Origin of the sequence: Pseudomonas sp. S30, from assembly GCF_016518545.1 — a bacterium.
In the GTDB taxonomy this organism is placed as follows: domain Bacteria; phylum Pseudomonadota; class Gammaproteobacteria; order Pseudomonadales; family Pseudomonadaceae; genus Aquipseudomonas.
Genome location: NZ_JACVTO010000007.1, coordinates 15,856 through 32,920, shown reverse-complemented (window position 1 = coordinate 32,920; position 17,065 = coordinate 15,856). Strand labels below are relative to the sequence as shown.

At 65.3% G+C, this 17,065-nt stretch carries 14 protein-coding genes; 13 read left to right on the top strand and 1 reads right to left on the bottom strand.

The window, feature by feature from the left end; all coding sequences use genetic code 11:
* The first annotated feature begins 3 nt into the window (after nucleotides 1-3).
* The 9 genes from murD (at nucleotide 4) to lpxC (ending at nucleotide 10,453) form a co-directional block, all read left to right on the top strand.
* Complete coding sequence (gene murD / locus IAE34_RS09870; protein ID WP_200138762.1) at nucleotides 4-1,350, top strand: UDP-N-acetylmuramoyl-L-alanine--D-glutamate ligase; 1,347 nt, start codon at nucleotides 4-6, stop codon at nucleotides 1,348-1,350.
* Nucleotides 1,347-2,561 carry a putative lipid II flippase FtsW gene (ftsW, locus tag IAE34_RS09865; protein WP_233631061.1) on the top strand — a complete coding sequence of 405 codons (1,215 nt, stop codon included), beginning with the start codon at nucleotides 1,347-1,349 and terminating at the stop codon, nucleotides 2,559-2,561. The genes murD and ftsW overlap by 4 nt, the downstream gene beginning before the upstream one ends.
* A complete protein-coding gene (murG, locus tag IAE34_RS09860) occupies nucleotides 2,551-3,630 on the top strand; it encodes an undecaprenyldiphospho-muramoylpentapeptide beta-N-acetylglucosaminyltransferase (protein ID WP_200138761.1) in 1,080 nt (359 codons plus the stop codon). The genes ftsW and murG overlap by 11 nt, the downstream gene beginning before the upstream one ends.
* Nucleotides 3,623-5,077 carry a UDP-N-acetylmuramate--L-alanine ligase gene (gene murC, locus IAE34_RS09855; RefSeq protein WP_200138760.1) on the top strand — a complete coding sequence of 485 codons (1,455 nt, stop codon included), beginning with the start codon at nucleotides 3,623-3,625 and terminating at the stop codon, nucleotides 5,075-5,077. The genes murG and murC overlap by 8 nt, the downstream gene beginning before the upstream one ends.
* Entirely contained in the window at nucleotides 5,074-6,030 is a 957-nt protein-coding gene (locus tag IAE34_RS09850) for a D-alanine--D-alanine ligase (protein WP_200138759.1), read from the top strand. Before murC ends, IAE34_RS09850 begins: the two co-directional genes overlap by 4 nt.
* A gap of 5 nt (nucleotides 6,031-6,035) precedes the next feature.
* Nucleotides 6,036-6,905: a cell division protein FtsQ/DivIB gene (locus IAE34_RS09845; protein ID WP_200138758.1), complete on the top strand. Its 870-nt coding sequence runs from the start codon at nucleotides 6,036-6,038 to the stop codon at nucleotides 6,903-6,905.
* 14 nt (nucleotides 6,906-6,919) lie between these two features.
* Nucleotides 6,920-8,176, top strand: a complete 1,257-nt coding sequence (ftsA, locus tag IAE34_RS09840) for a cell division protein FtsA (RefSeq protein WP_200138757.1) — start codon at nucleotides 6,920-6,922, stop codon at nucleotides 8,174-8,176.
* 56 nt (nucleotides 8,177-8,232) lie between these two features.
* Nucleotides 8,233-9,429: a cell division protein FtsZ gene (gene ftsZ, locus IAE34_RS09835; protein WP_200138756.1), complete on the top strand. Its 1,197-nt coding sequence runs from the start codon at nucleotides 8,233-8,235 to the stop codon at nucleotides 9,427-9,429.
* 112 nt (nucleotides 9,430-9,541) lie between these two features.
* A complete protein-coding gene (gene lpxC / locus IAE34_RS09830) occupies nucleotides 9,542-10,453 on the top strand; it encodes a UDP-3-O-acyl-N-acetylglucosamine deacetylase (RefSeq protein ID WP_200138755.1) in 912 nt (303 codons plus the stop codon).
* A 59-nt stretch (nucleotides 10,454-10,512) separates the two neighbouring features.
* Here the strand turns inward: lpxC and IAE34_RS09825 are convergent, their stop codons facing one another.
* Complete coding sequence (locus tag IAE34_RS09825; RefSeq protein ID WP_200138940.1) at nucleotides 10,513-10,968, bottom strand: DUF721 domain-containing protein; 456 nt, start codon at nucleotides 10,966-10,968, stop codon at nucleotides 10,513-10,515.
* Between the two features lie 326 nt (nucleotides 10,969-11,294).
* Between IAE34_RS09825 and secA the strand changes: the two genes are divergently transcribed.
* The 4 genes from secA (at nucleotide 11,295) to IAE34_RS09805 (ending at nucleotide 17,033) form a co-directional block, all read left to right on the top strand.
* On the top strand, nucleotides 11,295-14,030 hold the full coding sequence (secA, locus tag IAE34_RS09820; protein ID WP_200138754.1) for a preprotein translocase subunit SecA: 2,736 nt from the start codon (nucleotides 11,295-11,297) through the stop codon (nucleotides 14,028-14,030).
* A gap of 165 nt (nucleotides 14,031-14,195) precedes the next feature.
* A complete protein-coding gene (argJ, locus tag IAE34_RS09815) occupies nucleotides 14,196-15,413 on the top strand; it encodes a bifunctional glutamate N-acetyltransferase/amino-acid acetyltransferase ArgJ (protein WP_200138753.1) in 1,218 nt (405 codons plus the stop codon).
* 52 nt (nucleotides 15,414-15,465) lie between these two features.
* Nucleotides 15,466-16,098: a glutathione S-transferase family protein gene (locus IAE34_RS09810; protein ID WP_200138752.1), complete on the top strand. Its 633-nt coding sequence runs from the start codon at nucleotides 15,466-15,468 to the stop codon at nucleotides 16,096-16,098.
* Nucleotides 16,095-17,033, top strand: a complete 939-nt coding sequence (locus tag IAE34_RS09805) for a Nudix family hydrolase (RefSeq protein WP_200138751.1) — start codon at nucleotides 16,095-16,097, stop codon at nucleotides 17,031-17,033. Before IAE34_RS09810 ends, IAE34_RS09805 begins: the two co-directional genes overlap by 4 nt.
* Nucleotides 17,034-17,065 lie beyond the last annotated feature (32 nt).

The following is a 17,065-nucleotide window of genomic DNA, read 5'->3' as shown; positions in this document are numbered from 1 at the left end:
AGCGTGTCACTGATCGCTTCCGACCAATTCCGCATCGTTGTCGGCCTCGGCAAGAGCGGCATGTCCCTGGTTCGCTTCCTGGCGAGCCGGGGCATCGCCTTCGCGGTCGCCGACACGCGCGAGCAGCCGCCGGAGCTGGACACCTTGCGCCGTGACTACCCGCAGGTCGAAGTGCGTTGTGGCGAGCTGGACGTCGACTTCCTGTGCCGCGCCAGCGAACTGTACGTGAGCCCGGGCCTGGCCTTGGCCACGCCGGCCCTGCAGCAGGCTGCGGCGCGCGGTGTGAAACTGTCCGGCGACATCGAGGTGTTCGCCCGCCATGCCAAGGCACCGATCATCGCCATCAGCGGCTCCAACGCCAAGAGCACCGTCACCACCTTGGTCGGTGAAATGGCCGCCAAGGCCGGCAAGCGCGTGGCGGTGGGCGGCAACCTGGGCACCCCGGCGCTGGACCTGCTGGACGAGACGGTCGAGCTGTACGTGCTGGAGCTGTCGAGCTTCCAGCTGGAAACCACCGACCAGCTCGATGCCGAAGTGGCCACCGTGCTCAACATCAGTGAAGACCACATGGATCGCTACAGCGGTCTGCCGGCCTATCACCTGGCCAAGCACCGCATCTTCCGCGGCGCCCGTCAGGTGGTGGTGAACCGCCAGGATGCCTTGAGCCGGCCACTGCCGGTCGAGGGGCGCCCGACCTGGAGCTTCGGCCTCAACGCGCCGGACTTCAAAGCCTTCGGCCTGCGCGAGGTGAACGGCGAGAAATGCCTGGCCTTCGAGTTCCAGGCGCTCATGCCGGTGCGTGAACTGAAGATCCGCGGCGCCCACAACCAGAGCAACGCGCTGGCGGCGCTGGCACTGGGTCATGCCGTCGGCTTGCCGTTCGCGCCCATGCTCGACGCCCTGCGCGCCTTCGGCGGCCTGGCGCATCGCTGCCAATGGGTGCGCGAGCTGCGTGGGGTGAACTGGTACGACGATTCCAAGGCCACCAACGTCGGTGCCGCGCTGGCGGCCATCGAAGGCCTGGGGGCCGACATCGAAGGCCAGCTGGTGCTGATCGCCGGCGGTGACGGCAAGGGTGCGGATTTCGCCGCGCTGCGCGAGCCGGTCGGCGCGCATTGCCGCGCCGTGGTGCTGCTGGGCCGCGATGCCCAGCGCCTGAGCGACACGCTGCAAGGCGCCGTGCCGCTGGTGCATGCCGCGACGTTGGATGAGGCGGTTCAGCGCTGCGCCGAACTGGCCGAGCCAGGCGATGCGGTCTTGCTGTCGCCGGCCTGTGCGAGCCTGGACATGTTCAGGAACTTCGAGGAGCGCGGGCGGCTGTTCGCCCAGGCAGCGGAGGCACTGGCATGATCTTCGGTATCGTCAAACCCTATCCGTCACCGCTGATCAGCGGTCGCGGCATCGATCTGGACTTCCCGCTGCTGGCCGGCTGCCTGGCCCTGCTGGGCCTGGGGCTGGTGATGATCACCTCGGCCTCCTCGGAAGTGGCGGCGGTGCAGTCGGGCAATCCGCTTTACCACATGATTCGCCACCTGGTGTACGTCGCCCTGGGCCTTGGGGCCTGCGGCGTGACCATGATGGTGCCGATCGCCACCTGGCAGCGCATGGGCTTCATGATGCTGATCGGCGCCTTCGGCCTGCTGGTGCTGGTACTGGTGCCGGGCATCGGGCGTGAAGTGAACGGCTCGATGCGCTGGATCGGCTTCAGCTTCTTCAACGTCCAGCCTTCGGAAATCGCCAAGGTGTTCGTGGTGATCTACCTGGCCGGCTATCTGGTGCGACGGCAGACCGAGGTGCGCGAGAGCTGGATGGGCTTCTTCAAGCCGTTCATCGTGCTGCTGCCGATGGCCGGGCTGCTGCTGATGGAGCCCGACTTCGGCGCCACCGTGGTGATGATGGGCGCCGCTGCCGCCATGCTGTTCCTGGGTGGGGTCGGGCTGTTCCGCTTCTCGCTCATGGTGGTGCTGGCGGTGGTGGCGGTGTTCGTGCTGGTTCAGGCGCAGCCTTATCGGATGGCGCGACTGATCACCTTCACCGACCCCTGGTCCGACCAGTTCGGCTCGGGCTACCAGCTCACCCAGGCGCTGATCGCCTTCGGTCGCGGCGAGTGGCTTGGGGTGGGCCTGGGCAACAGCGTGCAGAAGCAGTTCTACCTGCCCGAGGCGCACACCGACTTCGTGTTCTCGGTGCTGGCCGAAGAACTGGGCGTGGTGGGCTCGCTGTGCACCGTGGCGCTGTTCGTCTTCGTCACCATCCGCGCCTTGTACATCGGCCTGTGGGCCGAGAAGGCCAAGCAGTTCTTCGCCGCCTACATGGCGTTTGGCCTCGCGTTTCTGTGGATCGGCCAGTTCCTCATCAATATCGGAGTGAACGTCGGTCTGTTACCGACCAAGGGCCTGACCTTGCCGTTCCTCAGTTACGGCGGCAGCTCCCTGGTGATCTGCTGTGCCTGCGTGGGGCTGTTGCTGCGCATCGAATGGGAGAGTCGCACGCACCTGGGCAGCGAGGAGCACGAATTCAAGGAAAGCGATTTTGCCGAGGAGACCAGTCATGGGCGCTGACGGCAGGAACGTGCTGATCATGGCGGGCGGTACCGGTGGCCACGTGTTCCCCGCGTTGGCCTGCGCGCGCGAGTTCCAGGCCCGTGGCTACACCGTGCACTGGTTGGGCACGCCTCGCGGCATCGAGAACGAACTGGTGCCCCAGGCCGGCTTGAAGTTGCACCTGATCCAGGTCAGCGGACTGCGCGGCAAGGGCAAGCTGTCCTTGCTCAAGGCGCCCTTCACCCTGATGAAGGCCGTGATGCAGGCGCGGCGCATCATCCGCGCGCTCGAGCCGGTGTGCGTGCTCGGTTTCGGCGGCTACGTCACCGGCCCTGGCGGTGTGGCTGCGCGACTGTGCGGCGTGCCCCTGGTGATCCACGAGCAGAACGCCCGCGCCGGCACTGCCAACCGCCTGTTGCTGCCCTTGGCTGCGCGGGTCTGCGAGGCATTCCCGGATACCTTCGCCGCCAGCGAGAAACGCCGCACCACCGGCAACCCGGTACGCGGCGAACTGTTCCTGGAGATGTCTCGCGCGCCCCTGACCAACCGCCGTGCGCGCCTTCTGGTGCTCGGCGGTAGCCTGGGCGCGGAACCCTTGAACAAATTGTTGCCTAAGGCCCTGTCCGATGTGGCCGAGTCGCTGCGCCCCGAGGTGTTCCACCAGGCTGGCAGGCAACATGCCGAGGTCACTGCCCAGCGCTATCGCGAGGCCGGGATCGAGGCGCAGGTCGAGCCCTTCATCAAGGACATGGCCCACGCCTATGGCTGGGCCGACATGGTCGTGTGCCGGGCCGGTGCCCTGACCGTCAGCGAACTCGCGGCGGCAGGCCTGCCCTCGATGCTGGTGCCCTTGCCCCATGCCATCGACGACCACCAGACCCACAACGCCCAATACCTGGCTCGCGAAGGTGCTGCCTTCCTGATGCCACAAGCGACAACTGGCGCGGCGCAACTCGCCGAACGCCTGAACGAGGTACTGATGCAACCCGAGAAACTCCAGACCATGGCGGGCACCGCACGCCGCCTGGCCAAACCTGCTGCAACCGGCACCGTGGTCGACATCTGCCTGGAGGTGGCCCATGGTTGAGAGCCAGAAAGCCATGCCGCATCCCAAGATGGGCCGTATCCGCCGTATCCACTTCGTCGGCATCGGCGGCGTCGGCATGTGCGGTATCGCCGAGGTGTTGTTGAACCTGGGCTACGAAGTGTCCGGTTCCGATCTCAAGGCCTCGCCGGTGACCCAGCGCCTGGAAACCTTCGGCGCCGAGATCTTCGTCGGTCACCGCGCCGAGAACGCCGCGACCGCCGACGTGCTGGTGGTGTCCAGCGCCATCAATCCCGCCAACCCGGAGGTCGCCACCGCCCTGGAGCGACGCATTCCAGTGGTGCCTCGCGCCGAGATGCTCGCCGAGCTGATGCGCTACCGCCATGGCATCGCCGTGGCCGGCACCCACGGCAAGACCACCACCACCAGCCTGCTGGCCTCGGTGTTCGCCGCCGGTGGCCTGGACCCGACCTTCGTCATTGGCGGCCGACTGACGGCCGCCGGCACCAATGCGCAGTTGGGCACCAGCCGCTACCTGATCGCCGAAGCCGACGAGAGCGATGCCAGCTTCCTGCATCTGCAGCCGATGGTCGCCGTGGTGACCAACATCGATGCCGACCACATGGCCACCTACGAGGGCGACTTCAACAAGCTGAAGAAGACCTTCGTCGAGTTCCTGCACAACCTGCCGTTCTACGGGCTGGCGGTGATGTGCCTGGACGATCCGGTGGTGCGCGAGATCCTGCCGCAGGTCAAGCGTCCGACCGTGACCTACGGCTTCGACGAGGGCGCCGACGTGCGCGCCATCAACGTGCGCCAGCAGGGCATGCAGACCCACTTCACCGTGCTGCGCCGTGACTGCGAGCCGCTGGAAGTGTCGGTCAACATGCCCGGCAACCACAACGTGCTCAATGCCCTGGCCACCATCGCCATCGCCACCGACGAAGGCATCAGCGACGAGGCCATCGTCCAGGGCCTGTCGGGCTTCCAGGGCGTCGGTCGACGCTTCCAGGTCTACGGCGAGCTGCCCGTGGACGGCGGCAGCGTGATGCTGGTCGACGACTATGGTCATCACCCCACCGAAGTGTCCGCGGTGATCAAGGCCGTGCGCGGTGGCTGGCCGAGCCGGCGCCTGGTGATCGTCTACCAGCCGCACCGCTACAGCCGTACCCGCGACCTGTACGACGACTTCGTGCAGGTGCTGGGTGATGCCAACGTGCTGCTGCTGATGGAAGTCTACCCGGCGGGCGAAGAGCCGATTCCCGGTGCCGACAGCCGTCAGCTGTGCCACAGCATCCGCCAGCGCGGCAAGCTCGACCCGATCTACATAGAGCGAGGCGCCGAGCTGGCACCACTGGTCAAGCCGCTGCTGCGCGCCGGTGACATCCTGATCTGCCAAGGCGCCGGCGATGTCGGTGGCCTGGCGCCGCAATTGATGAAGAGCCCGTTGTTCGCTGGCGCTGTCGCCAAGCAGGAGAAACCGCTGTGACCACCGCCTACGACTCCCTGCATTCCACCCTCGAGGTCCAGGCCTTTGGCCGCGTGGCCGTGCTCTACGGCGGCAAGAGCGCCGAGCGCGAGGTCTCGCTCAAGTCCGGCGCGGCGGTGATCGACGCGCTGAGCAGCGCCGGTGTCGAAGTGGTGGCCATCGACGTGGGCGACGACCTGCTGGACCGTCTGCAGCACGAGAAGATCGATCGGGCGTTCATCATCCTGCACGGTCGCGGCGGCGAAGACGGCAGCATCCAAGGTCTGCTGGAGTGCCTGGACATCCCCTACACCGGCAGCGGCATCCTCGCCTCCGCTCTGGCCATGAACAAGCTGCGCACCAAGCAGGTGTGGCAGAGCCTGGGCATTCCGACCCCTCGTCACGCCGTGTTGAGCTGCGAAAACGATTGTGTCGAGGCCGCGAAGGAACTGGGCTTCCCGTTGATCGTCAAACCTGCCCATGAAGGTTCGAGCATCGGCATGGCCAAGGTGAACAACGTCGAGGAACTGGTCGCTGCCTGGCAGGACGCCGCCCGCTACGACGCGCAGGTGCTGGTCGAGCAGTGGATCGCCGGACCCGAGTTCACCATCGCGGTCTTGCGCGGCCAGGTCTTGCCGCCGATCGCCCTGGGTACCCCGCACGTCTTCTACGACTACGACGCCAAATACCTCGCCAACGACACCCAGTACCGCATTCCGTGCGGGCTGGACAGCAGCAAGGAACAGGAACTGATCGACCTGACCGCGCGCGCCTGCGATGCCATCGGCATCGAAGGCTGGGGCCGTCTGGACGTGATGCAGGACGAGCAGGGCCGTTTCTGGCCGCTCGAAGTCAACACCGCGCCGGGCATGACCGATCATAGCCTGGTGCCCATGGCGGCTCGCGCAGCCGGCCTGGACTTCCAGCAACTGGTGCTGGCGATCCTGGCCGACAGCGTAGCGACGCGAGGTTAATCACCATGCAAGGCGCGATGGTACGTCAGCAGCAACCCGTGACCGGCCGTAGCAAGCCAGTGCCGCGCGGTGCCAGCCGACTGGTGGCCGACGAGCCCGTATCGGCGCGCCTGCCGCGTCCCAGTTTCGGCGGTCTCAAGCGCCTGCTGTGGCCGGTGCTGCTGGTGGCCGCAGGCTTCGGTGCCTACGAGGGCGCGATCTGGCTGATGCCTTATGCCGACCGGCCGATCACCAAGATCGCCGTGCAGGGCGACCTCAGCTACATCAGCCAGCAGGCGGTGCAGCAGCGTATCGCGCCGTATGTGGCGGCGAGCTTCTTCAGCGTCGACCTGCCCGCGATGCGCACCGAGCTCGAGCAGATGCCGTGGATCGCCCACGCCGAAGTGCGTCGAGTCTGGCCCAACGAGGTGGTGATCCGCCTCGAAGAGCAGCTGCCGGTGGCGCGCTGGGGCGACGAGGCCCTGCTCAACAACCAGGGCCAGGCGTTCACCCCGCGCGAACTGGCCAACTACGAGCACCTGCCGCAGCTGTTCGGGCCGCAGCGCGCTCAGCAGCAAGTCATGCAGCAGTATCAGGTACTGAGCCAGATGCTGCGTCCCATGGGCTTCTCCATCGCTCGCCTGGAGCTACGCGAGCGAGGCAGCTGGTTCCTGACCACCGGAGCCGGTAGCACCGGGCCGGGGATCGAGCTGCTGCTGGGACGCGACCATCTGGTAGAGAAGATGCGCCGGTTCATTGCCATATACGACAAGACACTCAAAGAGCAGATCGGCAACATCGCCCGCGTCGATCTGCGGTACGCCAATGGCCTGGCCGTTGGCTGGCGGGAACCGAATGCGACGACGACGGCCCAACCCGCCGTTGCTAAGAATTAGAGAGAGGCAGGACCATGGCAAACGCGCATAGCGGCAAAATGATCGTCGGGCTGGACATCGGCACTTCCAAGGTCGTCGCCCTGGTGGGCGAGGTGGCGGCGGACGGCTCCCTGGAGATCGTCGGGATCGGCACGCACCCCTCCCGCGGCCTGAAGAAAGGCGTGGTGGTGAACATCGAATCGACCGTGCAGTCGATCCAGCGCGCGGTGGAAGAAGCACAGCTGATGGCCGGCTGCCGGATCCACTCGGCGTTCGTCGGCGTGGCCGGCAACCACATCCGCAGCCTCAACTCCCACGGCATCGTCGCCATCCGCGACCGTGAGGTCAGCGTTGCCGATCTGGAGCGGGTGCTCGATGCCGCTCAGGCCGTCGCCATTCCAGCCGACCAGCGCGTGCTGCACACGCTGCCGCAGGACTACGTGATCGACAACCAGGAAGGCGTGCGCGAGCCGCTGGGCATGTCGGGCGTGCGCCTGGAAGCCAAGGTGCACGTGGTCACCTGCGCGGTGAACGCGGCGCAGAACATCGAAAAATGCGTGCGCCGCTGTGGCCTGGAAATCGACGACATCATCCTCGAGCAGTTGGCCTCGGCCTACTCGGTGCTCACCGACGACGAGAAGGAGCTGGGCGTGTGCCTGGTGGACATCGGCGGCGGCACCACCGACATCGCCATCTTCACCGAAGGTGCCATTCGCCATACCGCGGTGATCCCCATCGCCGGCGACCAGGTCACCAACGACATCGCCATGGCCCTGCGCACGCCTACGCAGTACGCCGAGGAAATCAAGATCCGCTACGCCTGCGCCCTGGCCAAGCTGGCCGGTGCCGGCGAAACCATCAAGGTCCCGAGCGTCGGCGACCGTCCGCCGCGCGAACTTTCGCGTCAGGCCCTGGCCGAAGTGGTCGAGCCGCGTTACGACGAGCTGTTCACCCTGATCCAGGCCGAACTGCGTCGCAGCGGCTATGAGGACCTGGTGCCGGCAGGCATCGTCCTCACCGGCGGCACCGCGAAGATGGAAGGTGCCGTGGAACTGGCCGAGGAAATCTTCCACATGCCGGTACGCCTTGGCGTGCCGCACAGCGTTCGGGGTCTGAGCGACGTAGTGCGCAACCCGATCTATTCAACTGGCGTGGGACTGCTCACCTACGGCCTGCAAAAGCAGACCGAGGATCTGCCCCTGACCGGCAACAGCAGCAGCAACAGCTATGGCGATGAACCGAAGGCCCCGGTGCTTGAGCGCTTCAAGCGCTGGGTCCAAGGCAATTTCTAAGTTTCAAAGCAGTAGTGGTAGGCGCTAAAAACTAGAGAACTGTAAGGAGAGGGAAAATGTTCGAGCTCGTAGACAACGTCCCGCAAAGCCCGGTCATCAAAGTGATCGGTGTCGGTGGTGGTGGTGGCAACGCCGTCAACCACATGGTCAAAAGCAACATCGAAGGCGTCGAGTTCATCTGCGCCAACACCGACGCGCAGGCGCTCAAGAGCATCGGCGCGCGTACCATCCTGCAACTGGGCACCGGCGTCACCAAGGGCCTGGGTGCTGGCGCCAATCCGGAGGTCGGTCGTCAGGCCGCGCTGGAAGATCGCGAGCGCATCGCCGAAGTGCTGCAGGGCACCAACATGGTGTTCATCACCACCGGCATGGGTGGCGGTACCGGTACCGGTGCAGCGCCGATCATCGCCGAAGTGGCCAAGGAAATGGGCATCCTCACCGTTGCGGTGGTGACCCGTCCGTTCCCGTTCGAAGGCCGCAAGCGCATGCAGATCGCCGATGAAGGCATCCGCATGCTGGCCGAAAGCGTCGACTCGCTGATCACCATCCCCAACGAGAAGCTGCTGACCATCCTGGGCAAGGACGCCAGCCTGCTGTCCGCCTTCGCCAAGGCCGACGACGTGCTGGCCGGTGCCGTGCGTGGTATCTCCGACATCATCAAGCGTCCCGGCATGATCAACGTCGACTTCGCCGACGTACGCACCGTGATGGGCGAGATGGGCATGGCGATGATGGGTACCGGCTGCGCCAGCGGTCCGAACCGTGCCCGCGAGGCCACCGAGGCGGCGATCCGCAACCCGCTGCTCGAAGACGTCAACCTGCAGGGCGCACGCGGCATCCTGGTGAACATCACCGCAGGTCCGGACCTGTCGCTGGGCGAGTACTCCGACGTGGGTAGCATCATCGAGGCCTTCGCTTCCGACCATGCGATGGTCAAGGTGGGTACCGTGATCGATCCGGACATGCGCGACGAGCTGCACGTCACCGTGGTCGCCACCGGTCTGGGTGCGCGCATCGAGAAACCGGTCAAGGTCGTCGACAACACCCTGCAGACCGCTCAGCAGGTGTACGAGTCGTCCAACCCTGCGCCGGCGCGCCCCGAGCAGCCTTCGGTCAACTACCGTGACCTGGAGCGTCCGACCGTGATGCGCAATCAGGCTCACGCCGGCGCTGCGGCTGCGGCCAAGCTCAACCCACAGGATGACCTGGACTATCTGGACATCCCGGCCTTCCTGCGTCGCCAGGCCGATTGATGGGATTTATCAGGGCTATGAGGGTGATTGGTGTTCAGCAAAGGCGGGGTCTGCTATCATTCCCAGCCTTTGTTGATACCAATTCGCAATTAGCGCTAAAGCGGCCAATGCCATGATCAGACAACGCACCCTGAAGAATACCATTCGCGCCACCGGTGTCGGCCTGCATTCCGGAGAGAAGGTCTACCTCACTCTGAAGCCGGCACCCGTGGACAGCGGCATCGTCTTCCGTCGCGCCGACCTCGACCCTGTGGTCGAGATCCCGGCACGCGCGGCCAACGTCGGCGAAACCACCATGTCGACGACGCTGGTCAACGGTGACATCAAGGTCGATACGGTCGAGCACCTGCTCTCCGCCATGGCGGGCCTGGGTATCGATAACGCCTACGTCGAGCTCTCCGCCTCGGAAGTGCCGATCATGGACGGCAGCGCCGGACCCTTCGTGTTCCTGATTCAATCCGCGGGCCTGGAAGAACAGGACGCCGCCAAGAAGTTCATCCGCATCCTGCGCGAAGTGACCGTGGAGGAGGGCGACAAGCGCGCCACGTTCATGCCCTTCGACGGGTTCAAGGTGAGCTTCGAGATCGACTTCGACCATCCGGTCCTGCGCAACCGGACCCAGAGCGCCAGCGTCGACTTTTCCAGCACCTCGTTCGTGAAGGAAGTCAGCCGCGCACGCACCTTCGGCTTCATGCGCGACATCGAATACCTGCGCAAGCATAACCTTGCGCTCGGTGGCAGTGTCGAGAACGCCATCGTCGTCGACGAAACCGGTGTGCTCAACGAAGACGGCCTTCGCTACGAAGACGAGTTCGTCAAGCACAAGATCCTCGACGCCATCGGCGACCTCTACCTGCTGGGCAACAGCCTGATCGGCGAGTTCAAGGGCTACAAGTCCGGACACGCGCTGAACAACCAACTGCTGCGCAAGCTGATCGCCGAAACCGATGCCTGGGAAGTGGTCACCTTCGAAGATGCCAGCACGGCACCGATCTCCTACATGCGCCCTGTCGCGGCCGTGTAAGTTCGAACACTCTCTAGTTCATTGAGGCCACCTTCGGGTGGCCTTTTTTCATTCCCCGCTCAGCTGTCGTCGCGGGCGTGCGCGGCCAGGCGCTGCAAGGCGGCGCGCAGGCCTTCATCCTGAATCGAGTCAGCGGTTTCACGCAGGCTGCGCGCGGCCACGCCCGAGAGCGCGTTCGCCTGGGCGGTGCGCTTGGGGGCGGCGACGGGTGGCTGGACCTGGAAACGGATGCGTTGCAGGTTGCCGAAGGCCTCCATCGCCCGAAGCGCCGTCAGCAGACGCTTGTGCTGATAACGAAGGCGCGTCGCCCAATGGCCGTCGGTCACCACCAGCAGCAGGCAGCCGTCACGCCACGAAGCCACATGGCAATGTTCCCGGGCAGCCGGCTGCAACTGGCTTTCCAGCAGGCGCTGCAAGTGCTCCAGGCGTTCGGCCTGGTTGAGCAGCAGGCGCAGCGGCCTTGCCTGGCGCAGCAGGGCAGCGGGCGGCTTGGCGGAGGGCGGTTTATAGGCCATCGGGGTACGCATGCAGTTACAAGAACGGCAGTCTACCAGAAGCCCTCGCCGGCACGGGACCGAGCACGTCGATGGTTGCGCAGCGCCCCACGACCGCACTGTAGAGGACCACGGAGTGAAGCTTTCATGATCTGGCGCCTTGAACTTGGAAAAAATATCCCTATGTTAAGAGCGCCCCGCTAAAAGCGCTGTGCCAGCATCGTGGAAATCCACCACTTTCCTCACCATCGTTTCCGGGTAGAATGCTCGTTCGCATGCGGCCCAAGGGCTGCACGGGCGACTCTCGGGGCCGCCCTCCATCCCTAAGTGTGGAAGAACCTGCCGATATGTTTGCGCCTTTGTTGAAAAAACTCTTTGGAAGCAAGAACGAGCGTGAGATCAAGCGCATGCTCAAGACGGTGACCGCCGTCAATGCCTTCGAAGAGAAGATGGTGGCCCTCTCCGACGAACAACTGCGCGGCAAGACCGCAGAGTTCAAAGAGCGCCTGGCCAAAGGCGAAACCCTCGATCAACTGCTGCCGGAAGCCTTCGCCGTGGCCCGTGAGGCCGGCAAGCGCGTCATGGGCATGCGTCACTTCGACGTCCAGCTGATCGGCGGCATGACCCTGCACGAAGGCATGATCGCCGAAATGCGTACCGGTGAAGGCAAGACCCTCGTCGGTACCCTGGCCGTGTACCTCAACGCGCTGTCCGGCAAAGGCGTGCATGTGGTCACGGTCAACGACTACCTGGCTCGCCGCGACGCCAACTGGATGCGCCCGCTGTACGAATTCCTCGGCCTGACCGTAGGCATCGTCTCGGCATTCCAGCCGCCTGAGGAAAAACGCGCCGCCTACGCCGCCGACATCACCTACGGCACCAACAACGAATTCGGTTTCGACTACCTGCGCGACAACATGGCCTTCAGCCAGGACGAGAAATTCCAGCGCGAGCTGAATTTCGCGGTCATCGACGAAGTGGACTCCATCCTCATCGATGAAGCCCGTACCCCGCTGATCATCTCCGGCCAGGCCGAAGACAGCTCCAAGCTGTACATCGAGATCAACCGACTCATTCCCCAGCTCAAGCAGCACATCGAGGAAGTGGAAGGGCAGGTCACTCAGGAAGGTCACTTCACCATCGACGAGAAGAGCCGCCAGGTCGAACTCAACGAAGGTGGTCACCAGTTCATCGAGGAAATGCTCACCCAGGTCGGCCTGCTGGCCGAGGGCGAGAGCCTCTATTCGGCGCATAACCTGGGCCTGCTGACCCACGTCTACGCCGGTCTGCGTGCGCACAAGCTGTTCCACCGCAACGTCGAGTACATCGTCCAGGACGGTCAGGTTCTGCTGATCGACGAGCACACCGGTCGTACCATGCCCGGCCGTCGCCTCTCCGAGGGCCTGCACCAGGCCATCGAGGCGAAGGAGAACCTGAACATCCAGGCCGAGAGCCAGACCCTCGCCTCGACCACCTTCCAGAACTACTTCCGCCTGTACACCAAGCTGTCCGGCATGACCGGTACCGCGGATACCGAAGCGTTCGAGTTCGCCCAGATCTACAGCCTCAACGTGATGGTCATCCCGCCGAACAAGCCGCTGGCGCGCAAGGACTTCAACGACCTGGTGTACCTCACCGCCGAAGAGAAGTACGCGGCGATCATCACCGACATCAAGGAAAGCATGGCCCAGGGCCGTCCCGTACTGGTGGGTACCGCCACCATCGAGACCTCCGAGCACATGTCCAACCTGCTGCACAAGGAAGGCATCGAGCACAAGGTACTGAACGCCAAGTACCACGAGAAGGAAGCCGAGATCATCGCCCAGGCCGGCGCCCCCGGCGCGCTGACCATCGCCACCAACATGGCCGGCCGCGGTACCGATATCCTCCTGGGTGGCAACTGGGAGGCCGAAGTGGCCGCCCTGGAAAGCCCCACGGCCGAGCAGATCGCCCAGATCAAGGCCGACTGGCAGAAGCGTCACCAGCAGGTCCTGGAAGCCGGCGGCCTGCACGTGATCGCCTCCGAGCGCCACGAGTCGCGCCGGATCGACAACCAGCTGCGCGGTCGTGCCGGCCGTCAGGGTGACGCCGGCTCCAGCCGCTTCTACCTGTCGCTGGAAGACAGCCTGATGCGCATCTTCGCCTCCGACCGGGTGAAGAACTTCATGAAGGCCCTGGGCATGCAGTCCGGCGAGGCCATCGAGCACCGTATGGTCACCAACGCCATCGAGAAGGCCCAGCGCAAGGTCGAGGGGCGCAACTTCGACATCCGCAAGCAGTTGCTCGAATACGACGACGTGGCCAACGAGCAGCGCAAGGTGATCTATCACATGCGCAACAGCCTGCTGGCCGCCGAGAACATCGGTGATACCGTCAACGAGTTCCGCAAGGAAGTGCTGGATGCCACCATCAGTCAGCACATCCCGCCGCAATCGCTGCCCGAGCAGTGGGACGTGGCCGGCCTGGAAGCGTCGCTGTCCAGCGACTTCGCCATGAAGCTGCCGATCCAGCAGTGGCTCGACGAGGACGACCACCTCTACGAAGAGACCCTGCGCGAGAAGCTGTTCAACGAGATCACCCGTGCCTACACCGAGAAGGAAGACCAGGCCGGCATCGACGCCCTGCGCACCTTCGAGAAGCAGATCCTGCTGCGCGTGCTGGACGACCTGTGGAAAGACCACCTGTCGACCATGGACCACCTGCGTCACGGTATTCACCTGCGCGGTTACGCTCAGAAGAACCCCAAGCAGGAATACAAGCGCGAGTCGTTCACCCTGTTCCAGGAGCTGCTGGAGTCGATCAAGCGCGACACCATTCGCGTGCTGTCCCACGTCCAGGTACGTCGCGAGGACCCGGTCGAGGAGGAGGCGCGTCTGCGCCGCGAGGCCGAGGAACTGGCCAGTCGCATGCAGTTCGAGCATGCCGCCGCGCCGGGTCTGGAAAGCGAAGCGCTGGCCGAGGAGGGCGAAGCAGTGGCGGTGGCTGCCGTGCCGGTTCGCAACGAGCAGAAGCTGGGCCGCAACGAGCCTTGCTGGTGCGGTTCGGGCAAGAAATTCAAGCACTGCCACGGGCAGATCGAGTGATCTGAGCCGATTGCTGTATCGTGATGCATCCAGGGGCCGCTTTGCGGCCCTTTCGACACCAGCGGGCTTCACTGGACGCATGCGGACAGTGCAGTACGCCTCGCACTGGGGCGCGTAGCAGCCCCTCTTCAGCGGATCTCAACCGTATTTTCTAGGAGCGCTCTAATGGCTGTTGGTCTTGGTCCTTTGCCCACCCTGCACCCAGTGCCCGGTTTCGAACTCGGCATCGCGTCTGCCGGCATCAAGCGCCCGGGTCGCAAGGACGTGGTGGTCATGCGCTGCGCCGAGGGCTCCAGCGTGGCGGGCGTGTTCACCCTCAACGCCTTTTGCGCGGCCCCGGTGATCCTGTCCAAGCAGCGCGTGCAGGGTAGCGTGCGCTACCTGCTGACCAACACTGGCAACGCCAATGCCGGCACCGGAGCCCCGGGCCTGGCGGCGGCCGAGCGGACCTGCGCCAGGCTGGCGGAGCTGACCGGCGTACCTGCCGAGTCGGTGCTGCCGTTCTCCACCGGGGTGATCGGCGAGCCTCTGCCGGTCGAGAAGATCGAGGGCGCTCTGCAGGCTGCCCTGGACGACCTGTCCGAGGATCACTGGGCAGAAGCGGCCACCGGCATCATGACCACCGATACCCTGCCCAAAGGCGCCAGCCGCCAGTTCCAGCACGATGGCGTGACCGTGACCGTCACCGGCATCAGCAAGGGCGCCGGCATGATTCGCCCGAACATGGCGACCATGCTCGGCTACATCGCCACCGACGCCAAGGTCGCCCCGGCCGTGCTCAAGGATCTGATCCTCGACGGTGCCAACAAGTCGTTCAACCGCATCACCATCGATGGCGATACCTCCACCAACGACTGCTGCATGCTGATCGCCACCGGCAAGGCCGACCTGCCCGAGGTCACCCAGGCCAGCGGTGCGTTGTTCGAGGCGCTCAAGCAGGCGGTGTTCGAGGTGTGCATGGAGGTGGCCCAGGCAATCGTCCGCGACGGTGAGGGCGCGACCAAGTTCGTCACCGTGCAGGTCAACGGCGGCGGCAATCACCAGGAGTGTCTGGACGTCGGCTACGCCGTGGCCCACTCGCCACTGATCAAGACCGCGCTGTTCGCCTCCGATCCCAACTGGGGGCGGATCCTCGCCGCAGTCGGCCGCGCCGGCGTGCCGCAGCTGGACGTCGGCCTGATCGACGTGTACCTGGGCCAGGTGTGCATCGCCAGCCAGGGTGGGCGCAGCCCGAGCTACACCGAGGAGCAGGGCTCGGCGGTGATGGCGCAGGAGGAGATCACCATTCGTATCGAGCTGGGCCGTGGTGCCTGCAGCGAAACGATCTGGACCACCGACCTCTCCCACGAGTACGTCAAGATCAACGCCGAATACCGTACCTGATACCTCCGGGGCTGCGCGGCGGCCCCGTCTTCCCGATCGATGGAGCCGACCCATGAACTATCACCTGATCATCGGCGACAAGCGATACTCCTCCTGGTCGCTGCGTGGCGCGCTGGCGCTGGAGCTGGCCGGCGTTTCATACGATGAAACCCTGGTGCGGCTCAAGCGTCCCGACACGCGCCAGCGTATCCTCGCCTACTCGGCCAGCGGCAAGGTGCCACTGCTGCAGACCGGGCACGGCATGATCGCCGACTCCCTGGCCATCGCCGAGTACCTCAACGACCAGCACCCCCAGGCGCAGCTCTGGCCTGCGGATGTGGCGGCACGGGCCCAGGCGCGCTCGGCCTGCGCGCAGATGCACAGCGGTTTCGCCGCGCTGCGCGAGGCGATGCCGTTCGACCTGTGCCGCGACCAGGCGCTGGATAGCCTGCCGCTGGAGGTGCAGATCGACATCGATCGCATCCTGGCGTTGTGGTCCGAGTGCAGCCTGGTGGCCAAGGACAACGGTCCCTTCCTGTTCGGGCGGCCAACCCTGGCCGATGCGTTCTTCGCCCCCGTTGCGGTGCGTTTGCGGACCTATCGCGTGGCGCTGCCGCCGGCTGCCGCTGCTTATGTCGAGACGATCTATCGCTGGCCTGCGTTCCAGGCCTGGCAGCGAGCCGGCCTGGCGGAGGGTGTAGCATGAAGCGCGTGCATGTGGCAGCTGCGGTGATTCGCGGCGATGACGGGCAGATCCTGATCGCCCGTCGGGCCCAGACCCAGCACCAGGGCGGCCTGTGGGAGTTTCCCGGTGGCAAGGTCGAGGCGGGCGAGGGGGTCGAGGCGGCGCTGGCCCGTGAACTGCGCGAGGAGCTGGGCATCGAGGTCCGCGCCTCGCGGCCACTGATCCAGGTCAGCCATGACTATCCGGACAAGCAGGTGCTGCTCGAGGTGCGCGAGGTGACTGCATTCTCCGGGCAGCCCCACGGTGCGGAGGGTCAACCGCTGGCCTGGGTGGCCCCGCGGGACCTGCCAGAATACGCATTTCCCGAAGCCAACAAGCCGATCGTGGCCGCCGCGCGGTTGCCCGACAGCTATCTGATCACCCCGGAAGGCCTCGACACCCCGCAGTTGCTGCGCGGTATCCAGCAGGCCGTCGCTGCCGGCATCCGCCTGATCCAGTTGCGTGCGCCGGACATGTACGACCCCCAGTACCGCGATGTGGCGGTTGACGCGGTGGGCCTGTGCGCGGGCAAGGCGCAGCTGATGCTCAAAGGGCCCCTGGAGTGGCTGGGCGATTTCCCCTCGGCCGGCTGGCACCTGACCGCGGCGCAGTTGCGCAAGTATGCCGCCAAGGGGCGCCCGTTTCCCAAGGAGCGCTGGTTGGCAGCGTCCTGTCACGGGGCCGAGGAGCTCGCCCTGGCGCAGCAGATGGGCGTGGATTTCGTGACCCTGTCGCCGGTTCAGCCTACCCTCACGCATCCGGAGGCCACACCGATCGGCTGGGACGAGGCGCAACGTTTGATCGCCGGTTTCGAACAGCCCGTGTATGTGCTGGGTGGCGTCGGGCCGGACGACCGCACGCGTGCCTGGGCGATCGGTGCCCAGGGCGTGGCAGGTATTCGTGCGTTCTGGGGATGAATCAGGGGGCTCTCGTCGTCGCGCTCCCCCGT